The sequence below is a fragment of the Mycobacterium sp. IDUB_28 genome (assembly GCF_055419285.1).
On sequence record NZ_JBVAXK010000001.1, the window covers coordinates 661,414 to 685,425 of the forward strand.

Below are 24,012 nucleotides of genomic sequence, written 5' to 3' on the forward strand. Positions count from 1 at the left end.
GCACCCGGGCAGCGCCCCCGGCTCGTCACACTGGCGTGACGCTCGACGCCCGCAGCCACGCTGGCGTGACGCTCGACGCAGCCGCCCCCGGCTCGTCACGCTGGCGTGACGCTCGACGCCCGCAGCCACGCTGGCGTGACGCTCGACGCAGCAGCCCCCGGCTCGCCACGCTGACGTGACGCTCGACGCCCGCAGCCACGCTGACGTGACGCTCGACGCAACGCCGCCCCCGGCTCGTCTCACTGGCGTGACGCTCGACGCCCGCAGCCACACTGACGTGACGCTCGACGCAACGCCGCCCCCGGCTCGTCACGCTGGCGTGACGCTCGACGCCCGCAGCCACGCTGGCGTGACGCTCGACGCAACGCCGCCCCCGGCTCGCCACGCTGGCGTGACGCTCGGCGCCCGCAGCCACGCTGACGTGACGCTCGACGCAGCCAGCCCCCGGCTCGCCACGCTGACGTGACGCTCGACGCCCGCAGCCACGCTGGCGTGACGCTCGACGCAGCCAGCCCCCGGCTCGTCACGCTGGCGTGACGCTCGACGCCCGCAGCCACGCTGGCGTGACGCTCGACGCAGCCAACGCCCGCAAAACGCAACAGAGCGGCCAGAAACGCTAACCCGGCAGCACCAACACCGGCACCGGGCTGTGCCGAATGATCTTGCCGCTGCGCGCCCCCAGGAACACCCGCCGGATGTCGCCGCGCGGCGAGGTGCCCATCACCAGGATCTCCCCGTCCACCCATACGGTGCTCGACAGTGCCTCCGCCCAACTGTGCGCGGTGACGACCTCGAAGTCGACGTCGTCGGGGACGCTCAGCTGAGACTGGATCTCGCGCGCCTGTGACGCCCACGCCTCCAGCACGGCGTCCTCGGCGTCCAGCCCCACCTCCGGCGGATACATGGTCCGACCCCGCACCGCGAAGGTGATCACCCGCAGCGGCACCGAGAACCGCTCCGAGTACTCCACGCAGCGGCGCACCACCTCCGTTGACTGCGGGGTAGCCGAATACGCACAGGTAAGTCGCGTCAAACCCGCTGCATGAGAACGATATTCGGGCGGGCTGATCGCGACCGGCACCGGTGAGGAGTGCAGCAGCCAATCCGCGGTGGTGCCGACCACCACCAGTGCGCGCCCGCCGCTGGGCAGCGACCCCAGCACCAGCATCTCGGCGTCGACGTCCGCGACGACTTCCAGCAGTCCGCCCGACACCGACCGATGCGCCCGATGCAGGTAGCTGATGTCGATCCCCTCAGCCAACGGGAACAGAATCCGCTCGGCTTCCCGAGCCGAATTCTCGGCCAACGAATCCGCCCACTGCTCGTATTCAGCGTCCACCCGGGCCAGCGACGGCGTCAGCCACGGCCTGGGCACGATGGTGGCCACGGTCAGCGACGTCTGGAGCGTGCGAGCGGCGCCGGCGGCCAAGTTCAGCCCGGACAAGCCGACTTTGCCGGCCCGGTACCCCACGACGACGGTCACGGTGCGTCCTTGTTGAGCGCGCTGTGGTGCCGGCCCCAGGCCAGGTAGTAGACCAACGCCACCACAATCCAGCCGCAGAACGCCAGCCAGGTGTACCAGTGCAGGCTGAACAGGATGTAGCCGCAGGCCAGCACCGAAAGTGCCGGAGTCACGGGATAACCCGGCACCCGGAAGCCGCGGGGCAGGTCAGGATTCCGCACCCGCAGGATGATCACCCCGGTGGAGACCACGATGAACGCGGTCAACGTGCCGATGGACACCATGTCGGCCAGCTTGTCCAGCGGCACGAACGCCGCCAACGCCGACGCGACGATCGCCACGATCACGGTGTTGTTCACCGGCGTCATGGTGCGCGGATTCACCCTCGCGAACCGCGCCGGCAGCAGCCCGTCGCGGCCCATCGCGAACAGGATCCGGGTCATCCCGTACAGGGTGACCAGCGTGACGGTGAAGATCGAGATCACCGCGCCACCGGCCAGCACTGTGCCGGCCCAGGTGCCCCGGGTGACGTTGTCGAGAATGGTTGCCAGCCCGGCGTTTTCCTGCGCCCCGAAGTTCTGCCACGGCTGGGTGCCCAACGCGGCCAGCGCGACCAGCACGTACACCCCGGTCACGATGAACAACGCCGACACCAACGCCCGCGGCATCGTCTTTTGCGGGTCCTTCACCTCATCGCCGGCGGTCGAGACCGCGTCCAGGCCGATGTAAGAGAAGAAGATGGTGCCCGCCGCCGAGCCGATGCCCGCCACCCCGAACGGGGCGAAGTCCTTGAGGTTTCCGTCGTCGAACCCGGTGAACGCGATGACCACGAACATGCCCAGCACGCCCAACTTGACCAACACCATCACCGTGTTGACTTTCGCGGATTCACTGGCGCCGCGGATCAACAGCAGGGCGCACATCACGATCAGAATTACCGCCGGCAGATTCACCCAACCGTGCGCGACGCCGTCCGGCGGCTTGTCCCACGGCGCCGCGGACAGTGCATGCGGCAATTCGAATCCGAACAGGTTGTGCAGCAGTTTGTTCAAATACCCGCTCCACCCGACCGCCACCGCGGCGGTGGCCACCCCGTACTCCAGCAGCAGGCACGCCGCCACCACGATCGCGACCACCTCGCCCATGGTCGTGTACGCATACGAGTACGACGAGCCCGAAACCGGTACCGCCGAAGCCAATTCGGCGTAACAGAAGGCGGCCAGCCCGGCTGCGACACCAGCTACCAGAAACGACACGATCACCCCGGGGCCGGCCTCGGGCACCGCCTGGGACAGCACGAAGAAGATCCCGGTCCCGATCGTCGATCCGACCCCGAACAGGGTCAGCTGGAAGGTGCCGAAACTTCGCTTCAGACCGGAGTCGGCGCCCACAGCGACTGGGGCACCACCCACCGGCCGGCGACGCAGCATCTGCTGTTTGAGACCGATCGAAGTAGCCGCCAACTCGTCAGGCCGCGGTGAGGATGGTCTGGATTGCGACGCCCGCGCCACCCACCACGACGGCGATCGCCAGCGTCACCCAGTCGGCCAGCTTGGGCCCCCGCGGATTGGCCGACAGCTGACCGGTGCCACCGCGGGCGGTGATCGCATCGCCCATCTCGTCGGCGCGCCGCAGCGTCACCGTGATGGCGGCGGCCAGCAGGTCGATCATCTCCAGCCGGCGCTGCTGACGTTTCTCCTTGCGACTCTTCGGGGTCTGCTTGGGCCGCAATCGACGCGCGGCGTAGAGGACCTGGAATTCGTCGATCAGCATCGGGAAGGCGCGCAGCGCCAGCGCCAGCGCCACCGCCCACTCGTCGACCGGCAGCCGCAACAGCCGTAGCGGGCGGCCCAAAGTGGCTACCGCAGGACCGATTTCGGCCACATTGGTGGTGTAGGAGACCAGCCCACCGGTCGCCAGCAGTACCAGTGTCAGCGCGGTGATGCGCAGGAAGTTCAGCGTTCCGCCGAGTCCGAGTTCGACACCGGCGACCGGGATTTCCGGATCGCCGCCAGCCAGGGCGGCGGTAATACCGCCGATTGCCAACACAATCCACAACCAGCGGGGTATCGACGGCAGCGCCCCGCGGGGAATGCGGGCAATCCGGATCGCCGCCAGTACCAGCGCCGCCATGCACCCGATCGTCACCCAGCCGGGGTAGAACGCCAGCAACGCCGAAATCCCGAAGACCACCAGCAGCTTCGTTCCGGCCCACAGATCGTGGATGGGCGAGCCGCCCGGTATCGGCACCAGCAGCACGACCGGACGGCCGGGTTTGCGCTTCTCCCGCCCCGCCGGAGACGACGCCACCGTCACGACGCACCCCCTGCCGAACTGGACGCCGACGCCGATTCCAGCACGCCGTCCCGCAGATGCAGCGTCCGGGGACACAACGTCTCCATCCCGACGGCGTCGTGCGAAATGACCACCACGGTCAGCCCGGTGTCGCGGCGCAGGTCTTCCAAGAGGCGCAGCAGGCCGGTCTGGCTGGCGATGTCCAAACCGGCCAGCGGCTCGTCGAGGATCAGCGCCTTCGGCGAGCACGCGAGCAACCCGGCCAGCACCACCCGGCGCATCTGGCCGCCGCTGAGCTGGTCGATGCTGCGCTTGGCCAGCGCCGGATCCAGCCCGACCACGCCGAGCGCGGCCACCACGCGGTCTTCGTCCTTGTGCGAAAAGCCGGCGGCAGAGGCGACTTCCAGGTCCACCCGGTTGCGCATCAACTGCAACCTGGCCGCCTGGAACGACAACGCGACCGCGCCGACCTGCTCGTGGGTGGGCCGCCCGTCCAGCAGGCAGGCGCCGCTGGTGGGTGTGGTCAACCCGGCCATGATCCACGCCAGCGTCGACTTCCCCGAGCCGTTGCCGCCGTGGATCAGCACGCCGTCGCCCTGCTCGACCACGAACGAAACATCGCGCAGCGCGGTCTTGGCCCACGGCGTGCCGACGCCGTACTCGTGCCCGACGTTGACGAGTTCCAGGGCTGGCGCATGGCGGGTGTCACCCACGTCCGGCGCCGGGGCCTCGGTCGCCTGGCCCATGCCGGTGTTGTCCGGCGAGTCGCTGAGTTTGATTGTGCGGTCGGCGGATTCGGCTTCGTTGCTGTAGTGCGTGATGTGCACCAGCGACATGCGGTGCCGTTTGGTCAGACCAGACAGCACGTTGAGCAGACCCTCGCGGCCCTGATGGTCGACCATCGTGGTGACCTCGTCGGCGATCAGCATCGCCGGCTCGCGGGCCAGTGCCGCCGCCAGCGCGAGGCGCTGCAGCTCACCGCCGGACAGGCTGCCGGTGTCCCGTTCAGCGAGGTCGTCCAGTCCCACTTCGCGGAGCAACTTTTCGACATCGATCTTGGTGCCCGGCGGCAGCCCCCACACCACGTCGTCGGCGACGCGGGTGCCCAGCACTTGGCTTTCCGGGTGCTGCAGCACGATCGCCGTCCCACCCAACTTGCCCAGACCCACCGCGCCGGGCCGGTGCACAGTGCCCGACGTGGGCTCCCGGCCGGCCAGGATCAGCATCAGCGTGGTCTTTCCGGAACCGTTGGCCCCGGTGATGGCGACGTGTTCGCCTTCGCGGAGTTCCATGCTGATCTCGGGCAGCGCGTCCTGGTCTGCACCGGGATAGCGGTAGCGCACCTTGTCCAAGCGCACCGGGACCGGCCCGACGGCGGCATCCTGCGCGTCGCCGACGGCCGCGTCGAGCTTGTGCACGTCGGGCACGCCGCGCATGCGTTCCAGCAGCCGCGACAGCGCCCACCAGCCGATCAGCGACATGAACACGATCCCGATCGTCACGATGCCGAGCAGCACCAGCTGCCAGTAATGCAACGAGAAGGCGTAGGCAGATTTCAGCCAGGCACCGAGGCGCTCACCATGCACGCCGTTCAGGAAGGACGCGAGACCGTCCACATTGGCGGTGATGGCGTCGCGCATCAGGTGCCGCAGCCGGGTCAGGATCATCAGCAGCCCGACGTTGCCGGCCGCGAAGATCACCCCGGCGATCAGCGAGGCCACGACCACCGTCGGCGTGCCCCGGTTCCGGCGTTTGATCACCCCGGTGAGCCCGCCGATGTACGCACTCTGCACCACCGCGCCCAGCCCACCGCCGCCGGCGATCAGGAAAGCGATGATGGACGCGGCGACCGTCGCGGTGAGCAACACCCGCAATCGGTACCGGTAGGCCAGCAGGCCGGTGGGCACAGTGCCCAACAGCGCCAGACCCGCGGCAAACGGCACGGCAACGGAAATGATCGCGGTCACCGCACATAACGCCGCCATCACCGCGGCCTGCGCCAATTCAGGGGGGCGCAGGGGTCCGCGCCGATGGCGCGAAGGTGATGGGCCGGGCGGTGTCACTCGACCGATTCTGCCAGGCACAGGCCCTGCACCGGCGCAGCACGTAGGACTAACCGCGATTGGTGGCGCATAGCAAAGCTATGCAACGATGAGTTCATGAGTTCGTCCGCCACGGCAAATGACGCCGAGGTCCCGCACGGCCTGGGAGCGGATCTGCTGGCCGTGGTCGCACGGCTGAATCGGCTGGCAACTCAGCGCATCCAGATGCCGCTGCCGGCGGCGCAGGCCCGGCTGCTGGCCACCATCGACGCCGAGGGCGAAGCTCGCATCGGCGACCTGGCCGCCGTCGACCACTGTTCCCAGCCCACGATGACCACCCAGGTGCGCCGGCTCGAAGAGGCCGGACTGGTCTCGCGCACCGTCGACCCCGGCGATGCGCGGGCGGTCCGCATCCGAATCACGCCTGAGGGACTGCACATGCTCAACGCGGTGCGCCGCGACCGCGCCGCCGCCATCGAACCGCAACTGGCCCGCTTGCGACCCGCCGAACGCCAGGTGCTGGTCGACGCCGTCGACGTGCTGCGGCGGGTGTTGCAGAACGCGGCGAGCGCGCCGGGACGCAACACGCTCTGAGCCCCGATTTTGCAGGTGGATGTACCGCCTCAGCGGGTAGACACTGGTTCCAGGGCGCGAATGGTGCGCCCTGGACCGCTCTTTAGAGAAGGGTGCCGGCCATACCTGATGCCTCCCCGTTGACCGTGTGGGTCGGATCGTTGCGGTATTTCTTCACGCCGGGCCGCGACGTGATCGTGGGCCACGGCGGGCATTGCGACATCCGGTTGGACCGCCCCGGCCTGGGTGGGGTCGAGGATGCGTCCCAACCGGTCCCCGACCTGGTGCTGCGGTTCGCCGGCACCCACTGGTTGGCCGTCGATCAGAGTCAGCACGGCCTGTTCGTGGACGGCACCCGGTTGTCGACAGTGGACATCCGGGATGGCCAGACAATCGCGCTCGGCGACGCGGAGCGCGGGCCGCGACTGACCTTCCAGGTCTCTGCCGCCGACGATCCGGCTGCGGCCGCGTCCGCGACCGACCCGCACGGGGTCGCGTTGCCACCCGAATCACGGCTGGACGGGGAGCCGGCCACTGCTCAGCTTCGCGCGCAGCCCGAGGCCGAACACGATCCGGAGACCACCCGCATCCCGGCGCAGCCGGTGGTGGACGAGCCGGAAACCACGCGGCTTCCGGCGCAGACGCCTCCCACCGGCGAGCCCGAGCCGACCACCGGCCGCATCCCGGTGCAGCCGCCGCCGGTCGCCGACGAGCCGGCTACCACCCGTATTCCGATGGCGCCGCTCGACTTCTCGGGCACCGAGCAATCCCCGATGGAACGGCCCACCCGGCCGTTCCGCTTCATCCGGGCCGAACCCGCCGTCGCGCCGAGTCCGCCACCCGTGACACCGCCCGTCCCGCCGGCGCCTGCACCCGTCGACCTCGACAAGCAGCCCGAGGCGCCGGGCCTGATCAGCCGGATGAGCGAGGCGACGCGCAAACTGCTCCCTGCCCAGGACGAGCCTGCACCCGGCGAATTCACCCGACAAACCGGCCGGTTGCCGCTGCTGCAATCCGGCGCGCGGACCATCGGGGTGACCGCCCACCAGCTCGGACTGACGCTCGACGGCCACCCGGTGCTCGCCGACGTGTCGTTCACGACCCGTCCGGGCTCGCTGATCGCCGTCGTCGGCCCGTCAGCGGCCCGCAATTTCGCGCTGACCGCAGTGCTGGCCGGCACCCGCCCGCTGACCTCCGGTGTCCTGACGGTGGACGGCCGCGACGTGCACGGCGACCCGGCGGCGATGCGTACGCGGATCGGCGTGGTGCCCCGCGACAACCGGGTCCATCTCAACCTGACCGTGGAACGCGCCCTGGGCTACGCCGCCGAACTGCGGCTGCCGTCGAACACCACGGTGGAAAACCGCACCCGGATCGTCGAGCAGGTTCTCGACGAGCTCGAGCTGACCCCGCACCGCAAAACCAAGGTGGCCAAGCTGCCCCCCGAGCTGCGCCGGTGCGCGTCGCTGGCGGTCGAACTGCTGGCCCGGCCGACGATGCTGGTGGTCGACGAGCCTGCCGCCGGGTTGGATCCGCAGCAGGAGCACCACCTGATGACGATGTTGCGCCGGCAGGCCGATCTGGGCTGTGTGGTCGTGATGGCGGTGACGTCGCCCGGCTCGCTGGGCTACCTCAGCCTGTGCGATCAAGTGCTAGTGCTGACTCCCGCCGGCCGGCTGGCCTTCGCCGGGCCACCCGCGCAGCTGGAATCGGTGTTGGGCACCACCGACTGGTCCCAGATTTTCGCCCGCGTGGCCGCCGACCCCGACGGCGCCCACCACGCGTTCCAGCTCCGGCAGCAGGAGGTTGCTCCCCCGCCACCGTCGGTCGCCCATCCCGAACGCACCCCGCCCGCCCTCAGCTTCGGCCAGCAGGTCCGGCTGGTGGTCCGCCGCCAGGTCCGGATGGTGTCCGCCAACCCGGTGCAGGGGTTGTTCCTGCTGCTGCTGCCGGTCGCGTTGGGCTGTCTGACGCTGCTGATCCCCGGCAATTCCGGGCTGGGACGAGCGGGTTCGTCGTCGAGCAACACCCACGAAGCCGTCGAGATCCTGGCCGCCCTCAACTTCGGCGCGGTGCTGCTGGGCACCACCGCCACCATCAGCGCCCTGGTCAGCGAGCGGCGGGTGTTCCGGCGGGATCAGCAGGTCGGGTTGTCGGCGTCGGCGTACCTACTGGGCAAGATCGTCGTGTTCGGCGTCGTCGCCGCGGTGCAGGCGGCAATTCTGAGCGTCATCGTCCTGGCGGGCAAAGGCGGACCCAGGCACGGCGCCGTCCTGCTGGGCAGCGCGGATTTCGAGCTGTATGTCAGCGTGGCCGCGACGGCCGTCGTCTCGGCCATCGTCGGGCTGGCGCTGTCCTCGCTCGGCAGATCGGTCGGCGAGGCGGTGGCGCTGGCGGTGCCGGCGTTGCTGGCCTCGCTGTTGTTCGCCGGCGGTCTGATGTCGTTGGTGGGCACCTGGGTGTATGACCAGGTGTCCTGGTTCATCCCGGCGCAGTGGGGGTTTGCGGCCGCGGCGTCCACGGTCAACCTGCGCCGGGTCGACAAACTGGCCGCGCAGAACGCCATGTGGGCGCACTACTCCGGCTGGTGGGTGTTCGACATGCTGATGCTGGCGGTCCTGGGGTTGGCGTGGGCCGGACTGGTTCGATACCGGTTGCGCGTGCCTGCTACATCGCCAACAGCACGAACTGGGTGATCTGGGTGGCTGCGAAATTGTCGTCGCTGACCAGCACCACCGACTGACGCCCGTCGGGCAGTCTCGGTCCGAGAGTGATGCCTTCGACGTTGTCCAGCGGATGGACCGCGGACAGGTCGACTGCCAGCGACTTGGTCATCGGCGTCAGCGCGGCTTCCCGCATCGACGGCAGCGCCGAGATGTCGGTCGCCGCGCCGATTTCGGCGCGGTAGATGCGCACGACCGCAGGTATGGCGGTGGAGCGTTCCAGCACCAGGAACGTGGTGTCGGTCAGCGCCACGAGGTCAGAGACCGCGTTACGGTCGACGCCGCGCCCGGGTGGGTCCATGGGGTAGGCGTACTGAGCGGTGGGCGCGGCGGTGGCGACATCGAATCTGGTGATGCGGGTCAACACCTGGTGCTCGCCGTCGGCCACCGGCCCGTCCTGGTAGCCGGGGTCTTCCATCGCGGCGAACAGCGACGCACCGCCGGGCGTGAGAGTCAGTCCCTCCAGCGCGAGGTTGCGCCGCGGCCCGGTGCGTGCCGCGGACATCTTGAGGTTGGCGGGCAGGATGAACTCCCCCTGATAGCCGCCGTCGAGCCCGGCGATGCGCACCCACGGATCCAGCAGCACCGGATTCGGGTCGGTCAGTCGCTCCCCTTCGGAACTCCAATACAGTCGCTGCCGGCCCGCGTCGAAAGCGATGCCCTCCGGGTCCGGGGGCACCACCGGCGGGTCCAACGGGCCGAACACCGCTCCGGACCGGTCCCGCAAAGGGCGCCCGCCGATGCAGGTGGCTTCGTCAATCCCGTTGTCCGACAACGACAACCGGAAGGTATAGAACCGGGCCGGCGCTTTCCCGGAGCGGTCGTCGCTGATGACGTAGTAGAGCTGACGCTGCGGGTCGTAGCTGATGCCCGACAGCCCGCCGACGACGGTGCCGTCGCACACCGCGCCGGAACCGAGCTGCATCTGGCCGAGATAACTCAGCAGCGGCGCCGCGTGCGACGCAGGCGGCCCGGCAGCGCAGCCGGCCAGCCCCAGGGCCAGCAGCAGGGCCACCAACCGGCGCCGCATCAGACATAACGCCTGACGCGAGTGCAGTACTCGTCGAATTCGCGGCCGTGCTGCTCGCGTAGGAACTTTTCTTCCCGCAACACCTGGCGGTGGAACAGCCAGGTTCCTGCGAACAGGTAGAACAGCGGAACCCAGTTGGGGAACACCAACAGCTGGCCCACCAAGAACAGGAAAAAGCCGACGTAGATCGGGTTGCGACTGACCGCGAAGACGCCGGAGGTGACCAGGCGGCCAGGTTTGTCGACGTCGATGCCCACCCGGAAGCTGCGGCCGAACGACACCAGGCTCCACACCAGCACGCCGATGGCGCACGCGCACAGGCCCACTCCGACCCAAGCGGCCACGCTGGACTGGAAAAACCGCTGATTACTGACCAGCGGCCAGCCGAACGCCGCCGCGAAGATCGTGTAGAAGTAGAACGACGCCACCGGCGGGATCGCGAAATCGCTGTTGTCCAGGTTCCCGAAATGCAGGGCCTGTGTGCCGGTTCGCTTGAGCACTATCAGTCGTCCGGCCACCGTGCCGAACAGCAGCACCACCATGAGTGCGGCCAGATACTGCGGCATCGCCGACCCCCTTTGTCGCCCAGCAAACCTAACGATTCCACGACACCGCAAGGCCGGGAAGTGCGACTTGTTCCGGCAGCGCGGACGACGGGCTACGGTCGTGGAATGGCGTCAGACAACAAGACCACAGCTGATCATCTCCGCGACGCGCTGGACGGGCGGTGGCGCGATGTGAAGAACGAGGTACGCGCCAAGCTGTCCCAGGAGGCGTTCCGTCCGCACTACACCCCCAACACCGTCATCGCCCGGGCCAAGGTGGCCGAGCAGATGCAGATGATGGCCGCCTCCGGCATCTCCGACGAAGGTTTCCGCAAAGAACACGGCGGCACCGGCGACGTCGGGGCGGCGGTCACCATGATCGAGATGCTGGCCATGTCGGATCTGTCGCTGATGGTCAAAGCCGGGGTGCAGTGGGGGTTGTTCGGCGGGGCGGTGGAGAACCTCGGCACCGAGCGCCACGGGTCCTACATCAAGGACATCATCTCCCTGGACCTGCTCGGCTGTTTCGCGATGACCGAGACCGGACACGGCAGCGACGTGCAGTCACTGGAGACGACGGCGACCTACGACGCCGACACCCAGGAGTTCGTAGTGCACTCCGAGACACCCTCGGCACGCAAGGACTACATCGGTGGTGCGGCCGAAACCGCCCGTATGGCAGCGGTGTTCGCGCAGTTGATCACCCATGAAGACGGTGAGCCGGTCAACCACGGGGTGCACTGCCTGCTGGTACCGATCCGCGACGAGGACGGCGACGACCTGCCGGGCGTAACCACCTCGGACTGCCAGTACAAGGGCGGGTTGCCCGGAGTGGACAACGGCCGCATCATGTTCGACCACGTCCGCGTTCCGCGGGAGAACCTGCTCAACAAGTACGGCGACGTCGCCGAGGACGGGACCTACAGCTCGCCGATCGACAACCCGAACCGCCGCTTCTTCACCATGATCGGCACCTTGATCCGGGGCCGGGTCACCGTAGGCGGCAGCGCGGGCAACGCCGCTCGCGTCGCATTGGACATCGCCACCCGATATGCGTTGCAGCGCAGGCAGTTCACTTCACCCGACGACGACGAGTCCGAAGTGCTGATCATGGACTACCTGGTGCACCAGCGCCGGCTTTTCCCGTTGATCGCGCGGTCCTACGCACTGCAGTTCGCGCAGAACGAGCTGGTCTCCAAGACCCACGACCTGCAGACCTCCGACGTGGTGGACGCCGACGAGCAACGTGAGCTGGAAGCCCGCGCGGCCGGCCTGAAAGCGGCCAACACCTGGCACGCGTCGCGGGCCATTCAGGAGGCCCGGGAGGCGTGTGGCGGTGCGGGATACATGGCCGAGAACCGGTTGATCGCGCTGCGCGGCGACACCGACGTGTTCACCACCTTCGAGGGCGACAACCACGTGCTGACCCAGCTGGTCGCCAAGGAGCTGCTGACCCAGTACGCCGACGACATCAAGAGCATGAGCCCGGTGGAATGGGTGCGGTTCGCGGCCAACACCGTCGGTGACCGGGTGATGAAACGCACTGCGGCCGAAGCGATTATGCAACGCATCGTCGACTCGCGGCAGGACAGCGAAGAGGAAGGCAGCCTGTTCAACCGCGGCACTCAGGTCAGCATGTTCGAGGACCGGGAGAACTATCTGTTGTCCTCGGTCGCCCGCCGGCTACAGGGCAAGTCCAAGGAGATGTCGGCCTTCGACGCCTTCAACGCGGTGCAGGATCACGTGCTGCATGCGGCCCAGGCGCACATCGACCGGGTGGTGCTGGAGGCGTTCGTCGCCGGCATCGACGCGTGCCCGGACAGCGAGACCCGCGAGCTGCTCGACGTGGTCTGCGACCTCTACGCGCTGTCGGTGATCGAAGAGGACAAGGCCTGGTTCATCGAGCACACGTACCTGTCGACCGAACGGGCCAAGGCCGTGACCCGCGGCATCAACGACCGGTGCCGGGTGCTGCGTCCGCACGCCCGGACGCTGGTCGACGGGTTCGGCATCCCTGAGCCGCTGCGCTACGCCGAGATGCTGCACCCGGAGAATCTGCCCGACTAGCTTCGGGGGATGGGCCCGAGCGCTTTGAGCTTGCCGTCGGGTCCGATCTGGAACTTCACCGTGCCGCGGCCGCTGGGGCAGCACTCCTCGTCGTTGCCCTTGCGCCACTGGTATTGCACGGTGACGGTGTCGTCGCTGGGCGCCAGCACGGTGATGTAGGGCCGCGGATCGGGCGTGGGTGAGCCCAGCGGGATGTTGTGGTCGAAGAACAGCAGCTGCTGCGGGGTCGATTCGGAGGCGATGGTCGGGATGATCTGCACCCAGTGCAACCGGCACTTGCGGGTGCGGCCGCGGCCGATCTCCACCCATTTCGAGCCGGCCACCTCGACCGGAACCGCGGCGATGGCCTGCCGGATCGTGTCGGCGGTGGGGCCGTCGGATTCTTTGCAGCTGTCCGGTTTGGCGGCCGGTGGCGGCGACGGTTTGTCGTCGCAGCCGACAGCCAGCAGGCTCATCAACACGACGATCGCGCTCCAACGACGCACGTCGCGAGCCTAAACGACTCGTCCCGGCCCGGCGTCGGCCTCCCCCGGGCGTTGATTCTGCGCTGATGGCGGGGTTCCCGCATTTTGTCGCCACCACCGCAGGGTGAACGCGCTCGTGGGTCACCGGCGCCGACCTTGCGATGACCTGTGAATGTACTCCGGGTTCCGTCAAAACCGCAGCTACAGGCCGAAATTCGGGATGCTCGACGCTAATCTGGGCGCAGGGCGCTGGTCGACACGTGAGCCCGAGGTTCCCCGCAGCGCACAGTGCGGTGCAGCGGGTTGCGAGATCTCCGTAAAGCGGCGGAAACCTCGGATGCGTCGAAGCGAAACATCGTCGTAGCACGATTTGCACATATTCCGCTGCACCATCCGGGGAGGACGAGGGCACTATGCAGTCCGAGCAGGACACCGTGCACACCATGTGCGCGTACTGCGGTGTCGGCTGCGGACTCGTGTTGCAGATCACCACCGACCCCGAAAGCGGCCGTCGTCACATCGTGAAATCAGTTGGGCGTCAAGATCATCCGGCAAACTTCGGCCGGCTGTGCACCAAAGGCAAGACCACCGCTGACCTGATGACCGCGCCGGGTCGCACAGAGTGGGCGTATACCAGGACCGACCGGGGGCAACCACTGGAAGCAGTGGACACCGACACCGCGATCACCGCGGCCGCGCAGCGACTGCGCGCCGTCATCGACGAGCACGGCCCGGATGCCGTCGCGCTGTACGTGTCCGGCCAGCTGTCGCTGGAGGCGCAGTACCTGGCGAACAAGCTGACCAAGGGCTTCATCGGCACCAACCAGATCGAATCCAACTCGCGGCTGTGCATGGCCGGGGCCAGTTCGGGCTACAAGCTGTCGTTGGGCGCGGACGGACCGCCGGGCTCCTACCAGGATCTCGACCACGCCGACGTGTTCTTCGTCATCGGATCCAACATGGCCGACTGCCACCCGATCCTGTTCCTGCGCATGATGGATCGGGTCAAGGCGGGCGCCAAACTGATCGTCGTCGACCCCCGCCGCACCGCCACCGCCGCCAAGGCCGACCTGTTCCTGCAGATCGCGCCGGGCACAGATCTCGCGCTGCTCAACGGTTTACTACAACTGATCGTCGAAAATGGGTACACGGACGACGATTTCATCGCTGAGTTCACCACCGGGTGGGAGGTGATGCCCGGCTTCCTGAAACAGTTCACCGTCGACGCGGTCAGCGAAACCACCGGCATCCCAGCCGAAGACATCCGCACGGCGGCCCGCTGGATCGGGGAAGCCGCCAACTGGGTCACCTGTTGGACGATGGGCGTCAATCAGAGCACCCACGGCACCTGGAACACCAACGCGATCTGCAATCTGCACCTGGCCACCGGCGCGATCTGCAAGACCGGCAGTGGCCCATTCTCCCTGACCGGGCAGCCCAACGCCATGGGCGGACGCGAAATGGGTTATATGGGACCAGGATTGCCCGGGCAGCGGTCGGTGACCTGCACTGAGGACCGAGAGTTCACCGAGGATCTGTGGGGCATCCCGCACGGCTCGCTGCGTACCGATGTCAGCGACGGGGTGATCGACATGTTCTCCCGGATGGCCGACGGTCAGATCAAGGCCTGCTGGATCATCTGCACCAATCCCGTTGCCACCGTGGCCAATCGAAAGACCGTGCTGGCCGGTCTGGAGAAAGCCGAATTGGTGATCACCCAGGACGCATTCCTGGAGACCGAGACCAACGAGTACGCCGACATCGTGCTGCCGGCCACGTTGTGGACCGAGTCCGACGGGGTGATGGTCAACTCCGAGCGCAACCTGACCTTGTTCGAGGCGGCCGTGCAACCGCCGGGCCAGGCACTGCCGGATTGGCAGCTGATCGCCCGAATAGCCGGTGCGATGGGCTTTGCCGACTCCTTCACCTACGCCTCCGCCGAAGATGTTTTCGAGGAGATCAAGCAGTTCTGGAATCCCAGGACCGGCTACGACCTTCGCGGTGTCAGCTACCAGCGACTGCGGACCACCCCGGTGCAGTGGCCATGCCCACCCGGGAGCACCGCGGACCGCAATCCGATCCGCTACCTCAACGACGGCGTCAGCCAAGACCGCCGCGTCCGTGACGACGGTCACCAGCCCCGGCTGACCTTCCCGACTGCGGACGGCCGGGCGGTGTTCTTCGCCCGCCCGCACCTGCTGCCTGAAGAAGTGCCCGACGCCGATTATCCGCTGCTGCTCAACACCGGCCGCCTGGCGCACCAGTGGCACACGATGACCAAGACCGGCAAGGTCGCAAAGCTGAACAAGCTGAACCCCGGCCCCTTCGTCGAACTTCACCCCGACGACGCCGACCGGTTGCAGATCTGCGACGGCGACCGCGTCGAGGTGGCGTCGCGCCGGGGCCGCGCCGTACTGCCCGCCGTGGTCACCGACCGCGTACTGCCCGGCAACTGCTTCGCGCCGTTCCACTGGAACGACGTGTTCGGCGAGTACCTCTCGATCAACGCGGTCACCAACGACGCCGTCGACCCGGTATCGCGCCAACCGGAGTACAAGGCCTGCGCGGTAAACCTGACCAAGGTGGCCGCCGTGCAGGGCGACCCGGTCGACGAGCTCTACCGCGTCCCGCGTAGCGGTCTGGCCCAGATCGACGCCATCGCCGAGTTCCTCGGCGTGGCGGCCGAGGCGATACCCGAGTTCGACGCGCATGGTCGCGCCTACCTCGCCGGGCTGCTGACCGGGCTGGGCACGAAAGGCACTCCGACAGTTCAACCGCCCACGCTGCCCGACAGCGCACCGTTCGACGACCGTGCCCGGATGTGGGTAAACGGCGTGCTGGCGGGCATGTGGTCGCCGCAGCCATCGTCGGCCGGGTCCCGGACCGTGCTGCTGTGGGCTTCGCAGACCGGCAACGCCGAGGAACTCGCTGCCGACATCGCCGGGCGGTTGCGTGCCGCTGGGATGTCGATTGAGCTGCGCGGCATGGATGACTTCCCCACCGGGGACCTGGCGTCCACCCCTGAACTGCTGGTGATCACCAGCACGACTGGTGACGGCGACCCGCCGGACAACGGCGCGGAGTTCTGGCAGGCGCTGACCGCACCGGACGCCCCCCGCCTGCCCGACACCCGATACGCCGTGCTGGCGCTCGGTGATTCCAACTACGACGACTTCTGCGGGCACGGTCGCAAACTCGACGCCCGACTCGCCGAACTGGGCGCGACCCGCATCATCGACCGCGTCGATTGCGAACCCGACTACGAGGACGCCGCCGCGCGCTGGGTGACCGACATCCTGGGGTCCTTCGCCCGCACACCGACCGTTGCGGTGCGAGCCGCCACGAAGTACTCCAAGAAGCAGCCGTTGGTTACCGATCTCATCCGCAACACCACGCTGAGTCGGCCGGAGTCGGCAAAAGATGTGCGCCAGTTGGTTTTTCACGTCCCCGAGGGAACGGTGTGCTACGAGGCGGGTGATGCGCTGGGTGTGTGGCCGCACAACAGCGACGCATTCGTCGACGAATGGCTGACCGTCACCGGCCTCGACGGACACACTGAAGTGCAGGTCGCCCAACACGGTTCGATGTCGTTGCGTGCCGCCCTGACCGACCGGTTCGAGATCGCCCACATCAGCCCGGACCTGCTGCGCTTCGTGTGCGATCGCACCGCGGATTCGGGTGCGGCCATGCAGCTCGCCGCGTTGATGAAGCCGGAAAACAAAGGCGCACTGGCAGATTGGTCCTGGGGACGCCAGTCGGTCGATCTGCTCGCCTGGGCGCCCGTCACCGCCTCCGCCGAGGAATGGCTCGACATCCTCAAGCCCCTGCAGCCGCGGCTGTATTCGATCTCGTCCAGTCCCAAAGAGCATCCGGGCGAGGTGCACCTGACGGTGGCGCCGGTGCGCTACAACTTTGCGGGCGTGCCGCGGCGCGGAGTGTGCTCGACGTATCTGGCCGACCGCTCCCCCAGTGACCGGATCGCGGTGTATGTGCGGACATCGAAGAACTTCCGGCCGCCGAGCGACCCGCAGACCCCGATGATCATGGTGGGCCCCGGCACCGGGATCGCTCCGTTTCGCGGATTTCTGCAGGAACGGCGCGCGCTCGGCCACAGCGGTCCTAACTGGCTGTTCTTCGGTGAGCAGCATGCCGCCACTGATTTCTACTACCGCGACGAGATCCAGGCGATGCATGCCGACGGTTTGCTCACCGAGCTGGACCTGGCGTTTTCCCGCGACCAGCGCGAGAAGGTGTACGTCCAGCACCTGATGCGCAAGCGGGGTGCGCAACTGTGGCGATGGTTGCAGGACGGGGCCCAGCTGTACGTCTGCGGCAGCGCCGATCCGATGGCGAAAGACGTGGACCAGGCCATCTGCGACATCGCTGCCGAGCACGGCAACCTCTGTATCGAAGACGCCCGGGCCTTCGTCGGTTCGCTGCGAACTGACAGGCGCTACCACCGCGACGTGTACTGACACGCGATTCTGGGTAACTCCGTAATTTGACGGAAACGTCACGAGGCCGTAGCTGAAACATCGGAGTCGCACCATTTCACCCAGGAGTTCGCGCACTCAAGGGAGGGTCGCAGACGTGGGTCGGGATTCGAATGGTCCGAAAAACGGTGCGTCATGTCCGCTGCACTGCGGTGCGCGCAACGATGACGCCCCCGCTGACCAGGTCGATTGGGCTGGACTGCCGGTCAATCTGGACTTCGCGTTCTCGCCGAGCCAGCGGGACAAGGTTTATGCGCAGCACCTGAAGTTTCGGCGTGGCACGCTGCTGCGCCGTGCGTCCGCCGACGTCACGCAGGACTGCGTCTGCGAGATGTCGGACTACGGGCGGGCCGACGCCGCAGCCATGTAGCGCGCGCCGGTGCTACCAACTCCGGGAAGATCCCACAGCCACCTTCGGGTTACGGCTGTGAAAGACGAGACGGATGTGACTCAGGCGCACTGATTTTCGGCGTCCGCCACCGGCAGGCCCTCATCCGCCCAGGCGCCGAATCCACCGAGCAGATCCGCGACGTCGAAACCCGCCGCCTGGAACAGGCTGGCCGCAATCATCGAACGGGTGCCGCTGGCGCAGTAGGTCACCACCGGAGCGGACTTGTCGAACTCGTCGAGGGAATCGACCAGCGCGGGCAGCGGGACGTGGCGGGCGCCCGGCACCACGCCGTCCTCGACCTCGGCTTTGCCGCGCACGTCGACGATCTGCAGGTTCGGAGTCGAGTCGCGCCGTTGCTCCAGCTCAGCGGCGCGGTAGCGGCGGGTGGTCGCGATCAGCTCCGGGCGCTCGTCGGACACCGCCGACAGGTCGTCCAATTGACCCAGCACGCGGTCCAGCCCCACCCGCGCCAGGCGGAGCCGGGACTCCCCCGCTTTCTCCGGATCGCCTACTAAGACAATGTCGCGGTCGATTTCCACTGCGCCGCCGGCCCATTCGGCGAACCGCCCGGCCAGGCTGACGTTGATGGCACCGCGAAGGTGACCGGCCGCGAAGTCCTCGGGCTCGCGGCTGTCCAGCAACGTCACGCCTGCTGCCGCGTGTTTTTCCACGATGTCGATGCCGAACACGTTCGGCGGGCCGTCGTTGAGCAGTGGGCGCCGCTCTCGGTTGCGGTGCGAGTCGTATTCGAAGTAGCGCGGTTGGGTCGCCTGATCCGAGGTCAGCGATGCGACGAACTCGGCTACGTTGTCGATCTTGGCCGCGTAGTTGGTCTCCCGCTGTTCGCCGATCGTGGAGTAAGTTTCGCTGGAAAGCTGCTTGCCGCACGTCGACCCGGCCCCGTGCGCGGGAAATACGCGGGTGGCGTCGGGCAGCGTGAGCAGCTTGCCGTGCAGCGTCTCGTAGAGTGTGCGGGCCAGGTCCTCGGCTGAAATGCCTTCATCGGCAAGCAGATCCGGCCTTCCGACGTCGCCGACAAAGAGCGCGTCGCCGGTGCAGACCCCGTAAGGCACCTCGTCGTCCGGGTACTCGTAGACCACGACGGAAATCGACTCCGGGGTGTGACCCGGGGTCGCCAAGATTTCGAAAGTGACTTCGCCCAACGAGATTCGCTGCCCGTCGTGCAGCGGCTCGACCGGGAACTCGACCCGGGCGTCCTTGCCGTAGGAGATCACCGCCCCGGTCGCGGCCGCGAGTTCCAAGTGGCCGCTGAGGAAGTCGGCGTGGATGTGGGTTTCAATCACCCGTTCGATCGTCAGGCCGTGTTCGGCGGCTTCCTGCAGGTATTCGTCGATGTCGCGGCGGGGATCGACAACCACGGCACGTCCCGAGCTTTCGTCGCCGATGAAGTACGAAGCCTGCGAAAGGCATTCCAGATAGTGCTGTGTGAAGATCATCGAGTCTTCCTCCTGAGCCCTTGAGGCAGATTTAACGCAGGGTTCCCCCGCGACGCGGCGCCGTAACCCCGGGCCACGACGATCACGCCGAACCCGGGACGTTCACCCCGTTCGCGCAGCACGCGGTGACTGGAATCGCGGTGAGCCGAAGTCATCGGCCCCGCGGTTCGGGCTGCCCGTACAGCGCGACAACCACGCTGCGGTCCAGGCTGTTGTTGGACCACACCCCCATCGCGGTGTTGGCGCAATCGCGCATGATCGCCAGATAGTCCGGGTTGTCGAACCATTGGTGGAACACCTCGAGGCTGCTGATGGCCAACGCCGGGTTGATCGCGACGGTTTCGGCCACCTTGCCGCGAAAGCCCGCCGCGGCGGCCCGGGACTGTGCCGTCGATCCGTCAGACCCGATGTCGGCGTTGATGTTTCGGTTGTTGATCAGGTCGTCGGCGTGCCATTGGGCGGCCAGATACAACGAGTTGTTCATGTTCACATCGTTGGTGCAACCCGCCTGATGCTGAGCCGTGTACACCCCGGAGACGACACTGTCGTTGAGCCGCTTGTTATCTGCGACGGCGCTGGGGGCCGTCACCAGCAGGATGAGGCCGGCAACCGCCGGGGCGTGCAGCCGGTTCATACCGGGTCGAAATGTGACACGAGCCAGCGGCCGTCGACCTTATCCAGCACCACCCGGATCACCGGCTGGGTATCGGTGGGGGTGCCGCCGTCGCCGATGGTGACGGTCTGGTTGACGAACAACAGCACCACAGCGTGGTTTGCGGTCGCCGACACCGACGACGCCGCAGTGACCTTCGCGGCCGCGGCGATGCGCTTCTCCTTGGCACCCGGGATGACCACCTGGCGAGTCAGCGCCGTGTAGGCGTCCTTGAACTCCCCGGTCAACCTGTCCCGGGCGGCGCCGAGATCTTTATCCGCCGACTCGGGGGTGTAGGACAGCATGGCCACCGCGTCGTCGCTGGCGGCCCGCACCGACTCGGCTGCGGCCGCACCCACGTCCGTGTTCGACACGTCCCACTTGAAGTAGCCGGCGGCCACCGCGAGCAGCAACGCGATCCCCGGCAGGACCGTGAAAGCAAGTACCCGCGACCACCGGATCGGAGTCCTCACCCGCTCCCGGCCGGCGGTCGGTTCGGCCGCGTCGTCGTCGTCGGGTTCCGGTGTGGTGTCGTCGTCCAGCGATTCCTCGTCTGCGGGCCCTGATTCGACGATCCGTTCGCTCAGTGTCGTCATGGCACGAACACCACGTTCGACATCTTGGCTTCGTCACCGACGGCCTGGACTTCGATTCGCATCCGCCATTCCCGGGGCGCCTCCTCGCCGGCCGCGGTCCGCGATTTCACTGCGACCGCCACCAGCACCTGCGCCGAGTCGCCGCGCTGGGATTCCAGTCCCGCGTCGGTGACCGTGCCCTCCGACTTCGACTGAGCCACTTTGACCAGTTCCACGAACGGCTTGGAACGACGCTCGAAATCGTCCCGGAACGCCCCGGTGGCCAGGTCGATGATGCGCTGCACGTCGGTGTCGATCTGCGTGTAGTCCAGCGTGGTGAGATTCACCGCGCCCTGCCGAGCGGCCCGGATGAACAGCTCACGCTGGGCCTGCGCCCGGTGCTGCGCGTAGTCGCGGTAGCCCAGCCAACCGGTCAGCCCGGTGAGCGCGGCCACGACCAGCGCGGCGGCCACCAGCGCACGCCCGACCCGGGAGAGCCGCCCGAACGGGTTGGGCAACCGGATGACCGACGGTCTGTCACGGTCTTCGACAGCCTCCTCCGCCACGCTGTCGCCGACATCTGTCTTGTCGACGTCATCAGCCTCTTTCGACAAGCTGACCTTCTGCTCTTCGGGCTGCTCAGCCATGTTGCTCCTAACTACGGTGACGGCACCAGCAGTGACTGCCAGTTCTTGGCACGCGGGTGCGCCAAATCGGCCTCGGTGTAACGACGCCCGTCGGGCCCCACATACTCACCCGTGGCCGGGTCGTAGGTGGCGACCGCGACCGGCGGGGGCGGCGGCGCGGTACCGCGCGGTGGCGGCAGCCGCGGATCCTGGCCGGGCGGGTACTGCGGGACACCCTGGCCGGTGGTGGTGGCGTTGGGGTCGCCCTTCCAGTGGTAGCCCTCGTTGAGCGGCACGTACTCCTCGTCGCTCTCGCACAACTCGACGGTCGGGGCACGTTTCCACGGCTTGGTCTCACACGGAATATTGCGCGCGCCACGAACATTGAGTTCGGAATCCTGCGGCAGTCGGCAATACAGTTCGGCCGCCGGCCGGTCCGGCGCATCCACACTGGCCGGTGAACGCCGCTGCGTGGGCGGCAGGAAGCCGGTGGTGCAGGGCGGCGGCAGGTTCATATTGAGGTTGAAATCCAGGTAGAAGCCCTTGTAGTCCTGCTTGGTGCCGACGTTGGGCACCAGCGAGCCCGCCATCACCGCGATGCCCTGCGGCAGCAGCACCAGGATCTGTTCGATGTCGTGCCGGTAGACGAAGGCGATGTCACCCAGGCTCACCAGGTTGGCGAACAGCACCGGTACCGCGGGCGCGACCCGATCGAACAGCGCACGGCCCTCCTCCAGCCCGGAACTGCCCTGCGCCAACAGGTCTCGCAGAGCCGCATCCTGCGCCTGGAACTGCGCGGTGATGGCTGCCGTTCGACGGGCCCAGGTGGCTATCGCATCCGATGTCTGCACTTGGGAGTTCAACACCGGCGGGGCCTGGTCGATCATGGTGGCCAGCGGGTCGACGGTGCGGCCGCCGGCGTTCGCCAATGCCGTTGACCCGTTGACGATCCGGGACAGCTCGGGTCCCAGCCCGCCCACCGCACGATTGGCCTCGTCCATCACGGTGCGCAGATTGTTGCGCGGAATCGCTTGCAGCGCACGGTTGGTCATGTCGAGCAGCCGCCCGATGTCGACCGGCACATCGACCTGTCCGGCCGGGATGACGTCACCGGCCCTGAGCGACCTTGACTGTCGGCCGTCTCCACCGGGCTGCGGGGTCAGTTCGATGTACTGCTCCCCGATCGCCGACCGGCTGTGCACCGATGCCTGCACGTGGGCGGGCACCTTGACGCCGGACCGCATGGCCAGCACCGCGCGCACCCCCTCGGCGGTGACACTGACCGACCGCACCTGACCGACGTCGGTGCCGCGATAGGTGACCACGGAGTTCTCGTACAACCCGCCCGACTGCGGCAGGTCGACGGTGACGCTGTATTCGCCGATTCCGAACAGCGTCTCAGGTATCTTCATGTAGTTGAAAGCCATTGAGCCACAAGAGATCAGCGTCACCACCGTCAGCACTGCCAATTGGATCCAGGTCTTGCGGTTCAGGCGCAGCATCAGTATCCCTCGAAGTGGTAAGGGAAGGTCAGCGGATTCCCGCCGGTGGCCGGGCTCGGTTGCATGCCGATGGTGCGTCCCCACTGCAGTTCGAGTTGGGTCAGATTGCCTTCCCACCGGGAGCCGGTGAATATCCCGGTGTCGATGCGGCTCAACGTGAGATCGACGATCATGGTGAGGTTCGCGTAGTCACCGCGGAACCAGTTGGTCACCGTCGACGTCGGCCACGGGTAGGTCGCCAATCCGTCCAGTCCCTTGGTGAGCGACGGTCCCGCGTCGGCGAGCCTGCGCAGCACCGGGGCGATCTGGCGCAGGTTGTTCACCAACGATTCTTTGCTCTGGCGGACGGTGTCCGCGGCGATCGCGCTGAATTTGCCGAGCTGGTCGATGGCGTCGGCGATCTGGGTGCGCTCATTGGCCAGGACCGCGAGCGCTTTGGGCACCGTCAGCAGCGCCCGGTCCACAACCGCGTCCTTGGCGGCGAACTGACCGGCCAACGAGTTGAGATTCTCAGCGGCAGCGATGATGTCGTCGGTCTGCTTATTGGTGCCGGCGATGAACTCGTCGAGTTGTCGCAGCAGGCTGCGCATGTCGTTTTCGCGTCCGGCGAAAGCCTTGGCGACCGCCTGGGTGATCTCCTGCAGCTGAGCCAGGCCACCGCCGTTGAGCAGCACGGATACCGACGCCAGGGTTTGCTCGGTGGTCGGATACATGCTCGCGTGTGCCAGCGGGATGACCGATCCGTTTCGCAGTTGTCCGACCGGCGGCTCGTCCCTGGGCGGGGCGAGCTCGATGTGCATGGACCCGAGCAAGCTGGTCTGACCGATCTTGGCGGTGGCGTTGGCGGGCAGCTGGACGTCGCCGTTGATCCGCATGGTGACCAGCGCGTGCCAGTCCTGGGCCTCGATCTTGGTGACATTGCCGATGTTGACGTCATCGACCCGGACCCGGGTGTTCTCTTGGATATTCACCACATCGGGTAACTGGGCTTGGACCGTGTAGGAGCCCGCGCCGCCACCGGACGTGCCGGGCAGCGTGAGCGAATTCAGGCCGTGCCAGTCACACCCACCGAGGACCGTCATGCAGGCGACACTGACCGCAGCCGTGATCATCTG

19 protein-coding genes are annotated in these 24,012 nt (G+C 67.4%); 6 read left to right on the forward strand and 13 right to left on the reverse strand.

All coding sequences use genetic code 11. From position 1 onward, the window contains the following. Positions 1-175: 175 nt before the first annotated feature. Positions 176-466, forward strand: a complete 291-nt coding sequence (locus ACZYZ9_RS03105) for a hypothetical protein (RefSeq protein ID WP_463824723.1) — start codon at positions 176-178, stop codon at positions 464-466. A 150-nt stretch (positions 467-616) separates the two neighbouring features. Here ACZYZ9_RS03105 and ACZYZ9_RS03110 read toward each other — a convergent pair whose 3' ends face one another. From ACZYZ9_RS03110 to ACZYZ9_RS03125, 4 genes are read right to left on the reverse strand one after another with little or no spacing between them, the layout of a single operon-like run. After that, positions 617-1,483: a universal stress protein gene (locus tag ACZYZ9_RS03110; protein WP_463824724.1), complete on the reverse strand. Its 867-nt coding sequence runs from the start codon at positions 1,481-1,483 to the stop codon at positions 617-619. After that, positions 1,480-2,892, reverse strand: coding sequence for an amino acid permease (locus ACZYZ9_RS03115; RefSeq protein ID WP_463824933.1), 1,413 nt, complete (start codon positions 2,890-2,892; stop codon positions 1,480-1,482). Before ACZYZ9_RS03115 ends, ACZYZ9_RS03110 begins: the two co-directional genes overlap by 4 nt. A gap of 37 nt (positions 2,893-2,929) precedes the next feature. Further along, positions 2,930-3,778 (reverse strand): CbiQ family ECF transporter T component, encoded by an 849-nt coding sequence (locus tag ACZYZ9_RS03120; RefSeq protein ID WP_463824725.1) that lies wholly within the window; start codon positions 3,776-3,778, stop codon positions 2,930-2,932. Further along, positions 3,775-5,820 carry an ATP-binding cassette domain-containing protein gene (locus ACZYZ9_RS03125; protein ID WP_463824726.1) on the reverse strand — a complete coding sequence of 682 codons (2,046 nt, stop codon included), beginning with the start codon at positions 5,818-5,820 and terminating at the stop codon, positions 3,775-3,777. The genes ACZYZ9_RS03120 and ACZYZ9_RS03125 overlap by 4 nt, the downstream gene beginning before the upstream one ends. A gap of 96 nt (positions 5,821-5,916) precedes the next feature. Here ACZYZ9_RS03125 and ACZYZ9_RS03130 point away from each other — a divergent pair, with 96 nt between their 5' ends. Together ACZYZ9_RS03130 and ACZYZ9_RS03135 are read left to right on the forward strand one after the other, a co-directional pair. Beyond that, entirely contained in the window at positions 5,917-6,393 is a 477-nt protein-coding gene (locus ACZYZ9_RS03130; RefSeq protein WP_463824727.1) for a MarR family winged helix-turn-helix transcriptional regulator, read from the forward strand. Positions 6,394-6,518: 125 nt separating this feature from the next. Further along, complete coding sequence (locus tag ACZYZ9_RS03135) at positions 6,519-9,068, forward strand: ABC transporter permease (RefSeq protein ID WP_463824934.1); 2,550 nt, start codon at positions 6,519-6,521, stop codon at positions 9,066-9,068. Here the strand turns inward: ACZYZ9_RS03135 and ACZYZ9_RS03140 are convergent. Both ACZYZ9_RS03140 and ACZYZ9_RS03145 read right to left on the reverse strand, forming a co-directional pair. Next, a complete protein-coding gene (locus ACZYZ9_RS03140) occupies positions 9,040-10,125 on the reverse strand; it encodes an esterase-like activity of phytase family protein (protein WP_463824728.1) in 1,086 nt (361 codons plus the stop codon). The genes ACZYZ9_RS03135 and ACZYZ9_RS03140 overlap by 29 nt on opposite strands. Then, positions 10,125-10,691, reverse strand: a complete 567-nt coding sequence (locus tag ACZYZ9_RS03145) for a methyltransferase family protein (RefSeq protein ID WP_463824729.1) — start codon at positions 10,689-10,691, stop codon at positions 10,125-10,127. Before ACZYZ9_RS03145 ends, ACZYZ9_RS03140 begins: the two co-directional genes overlap by 1 nt. Positions 10,692-10,796: 105 nt before the next feature. On the opposite strand from ACZYZ9_RS03145, the gene ACZYZ9_RS03150 reads away from it, so the two are divergent. Further along, complete coding sequence (locus tag ACZYZ9_RS03150; RefSeq protein ID WP_463824730.1) at positions 10,797-12,737, forward strand: acyl-CoA dehydrogenase family protein; 1,941 nt, start codon at positions 10,797-10,799, stop codon at positions 12,735-12,737. On the opposite strand, the gene ACZYZ9_RS03155 is transcribed toward ACZYZ9_RS03150, so the two are convergent. Then, the gene (locus ACZYZ9_RS03155) at positions 12,734-13,192 is read right to left on the reverse strand and encodes an LppP/LprE family lipoprotein (RefSeq protein WP_463824935.1); all 459 of its coding nucleotides are present in this window, start codon (positions 13,190-13,192) and stop codon (positions 12,734-12,736) included. The two genes, ACZYZ9_RS03150 and ACZYZ9_RS03155, sit on opposite strands and share 4 nt — an antisense overlap. Before the next feature lie 422 nt (positions 13,193-13,614). Here ACZYZ9_RS03155 and ACZYZ9_RS03160 point away from each other — a divergent pair, with 422 nt between their 5' ends. Beyond that, positions 13,615-17,676 carry a molybdopterin-dependent oxidoreductase gene (locus ACZYZ9_RS03160; RefSeq protein WP_463824731.1) on the forward strand — a complete coding sequence of 1,354 codons (4,062 nt, stop codon included), beginning with the start codon at positions 13,615-13,617 and terminating at the stop codon, positions 17,674-17,676. Positions 17,677-17,791: 115 nt separating this feature from the next. Continuing rightward, positions 17,792-18,064 carry a hypothetical protein gene (locus ACZYZ9_RS03165; protein WP_463824732.1) on the forward strand — a complete coding sequence of 91 codons (273 nt, stop codon included), beginning with the start codon at positions 17,792-17,794 and terminating at the stop codon, positions 18,062-18,064. Positions 18,065-18,144: 80 nt separating this feature from the next. Here the strand turns inward: ACZYZ9_RS03165 and ACZYZ9_RS03170 are convergent, their stop codons facing one another. The 6 genes from ACZYZ9_RS03170 to ACZYZ9_RS03195 all read right to left on the reverse strand — a co-directional run bounded on the left by ACZYZ9_RS03170 (position 18,145) and on the right by ACZYZ9_RS03195 (position 24,009). Further along, the gene (locus ACZYZ9_RS03170) at positions 18,145-19,542 is read right to left on the reverse strand and encodes an MBL fold metallo-hydrolase (RefSeq protein ID WP_463824733.1); all 1,398 of its coding nucleotides are present in this window, start codon (positions 19,540-19,542) and stop codon (positions 18,145-18,147) included. Between the two features lie 151 nt (positions 19,543-19,693). Continuing rightward, positions 19,694-20,176, reverse strand: a complete 483-nt coding sequence (locus ACZYZ9_RS03175; protein WP_463824734.1) for a CAP domain-containing protein — start codon at positions 20,174-20,176, stop codon at positions 19,694-19,696. Then, a complete protein-coding gene (locus tag ACZYZ9_RS03180) occupies positions 20,173-20,790 on the reverse strand; it encodes a hypothetical protein (RefSeq protein ID WP_463824735.1) in 618 nt (205 codons plus the stop codon). The genes ACZYZ9_RS03175 and ACZYZ9_RS03180 overlap by 4 nt, the downstream gene beginning before the upstream one ends. Further along, positions 20,787-21,416, reverse strand: coding sequence for an Mce protein (locus ACZYZ9_RS03185; protein WP_463824736.1), 630 nt, complete (start codon positions 21,414-21,416; stop codon positions 20,787-20,789). The genes ACZYZ9_RS03180 and ACZYZ9_RS03185 overlap by 4 nt, the downstream gene beginning before the upstream one ends. An 11-nt stretch (positions 21,417-21,427) precedes the next feature. Continuing rightward, a complete protein-coding gene (locus ACZYZ9_RS03190; protein ID WP_463824737.1) occupies positions 21,428-22,897 on the reverse strand; it encodes an MCE family protein in 1,470 nt (489 codons plus the stop codon). Then, positions 22,897-24,009: an MCE family protein gene (locus ACZYZ9_RS03195; protein WP_463824738.1), complete on the reverse strand. Its 1,113-nt coding sequence runs from the start codon at positions 24,007-24,009 to the stop codon at positions 22,897-22,899. The genes ACZYZ9_RS03190 and ACZYZ9_RS03195 overlap by 1 nt, the downstream gene beginning before the upstream one ends. Between the last annotated feature and the right edge of the window lie 3 nt (positions 24,010-24,012).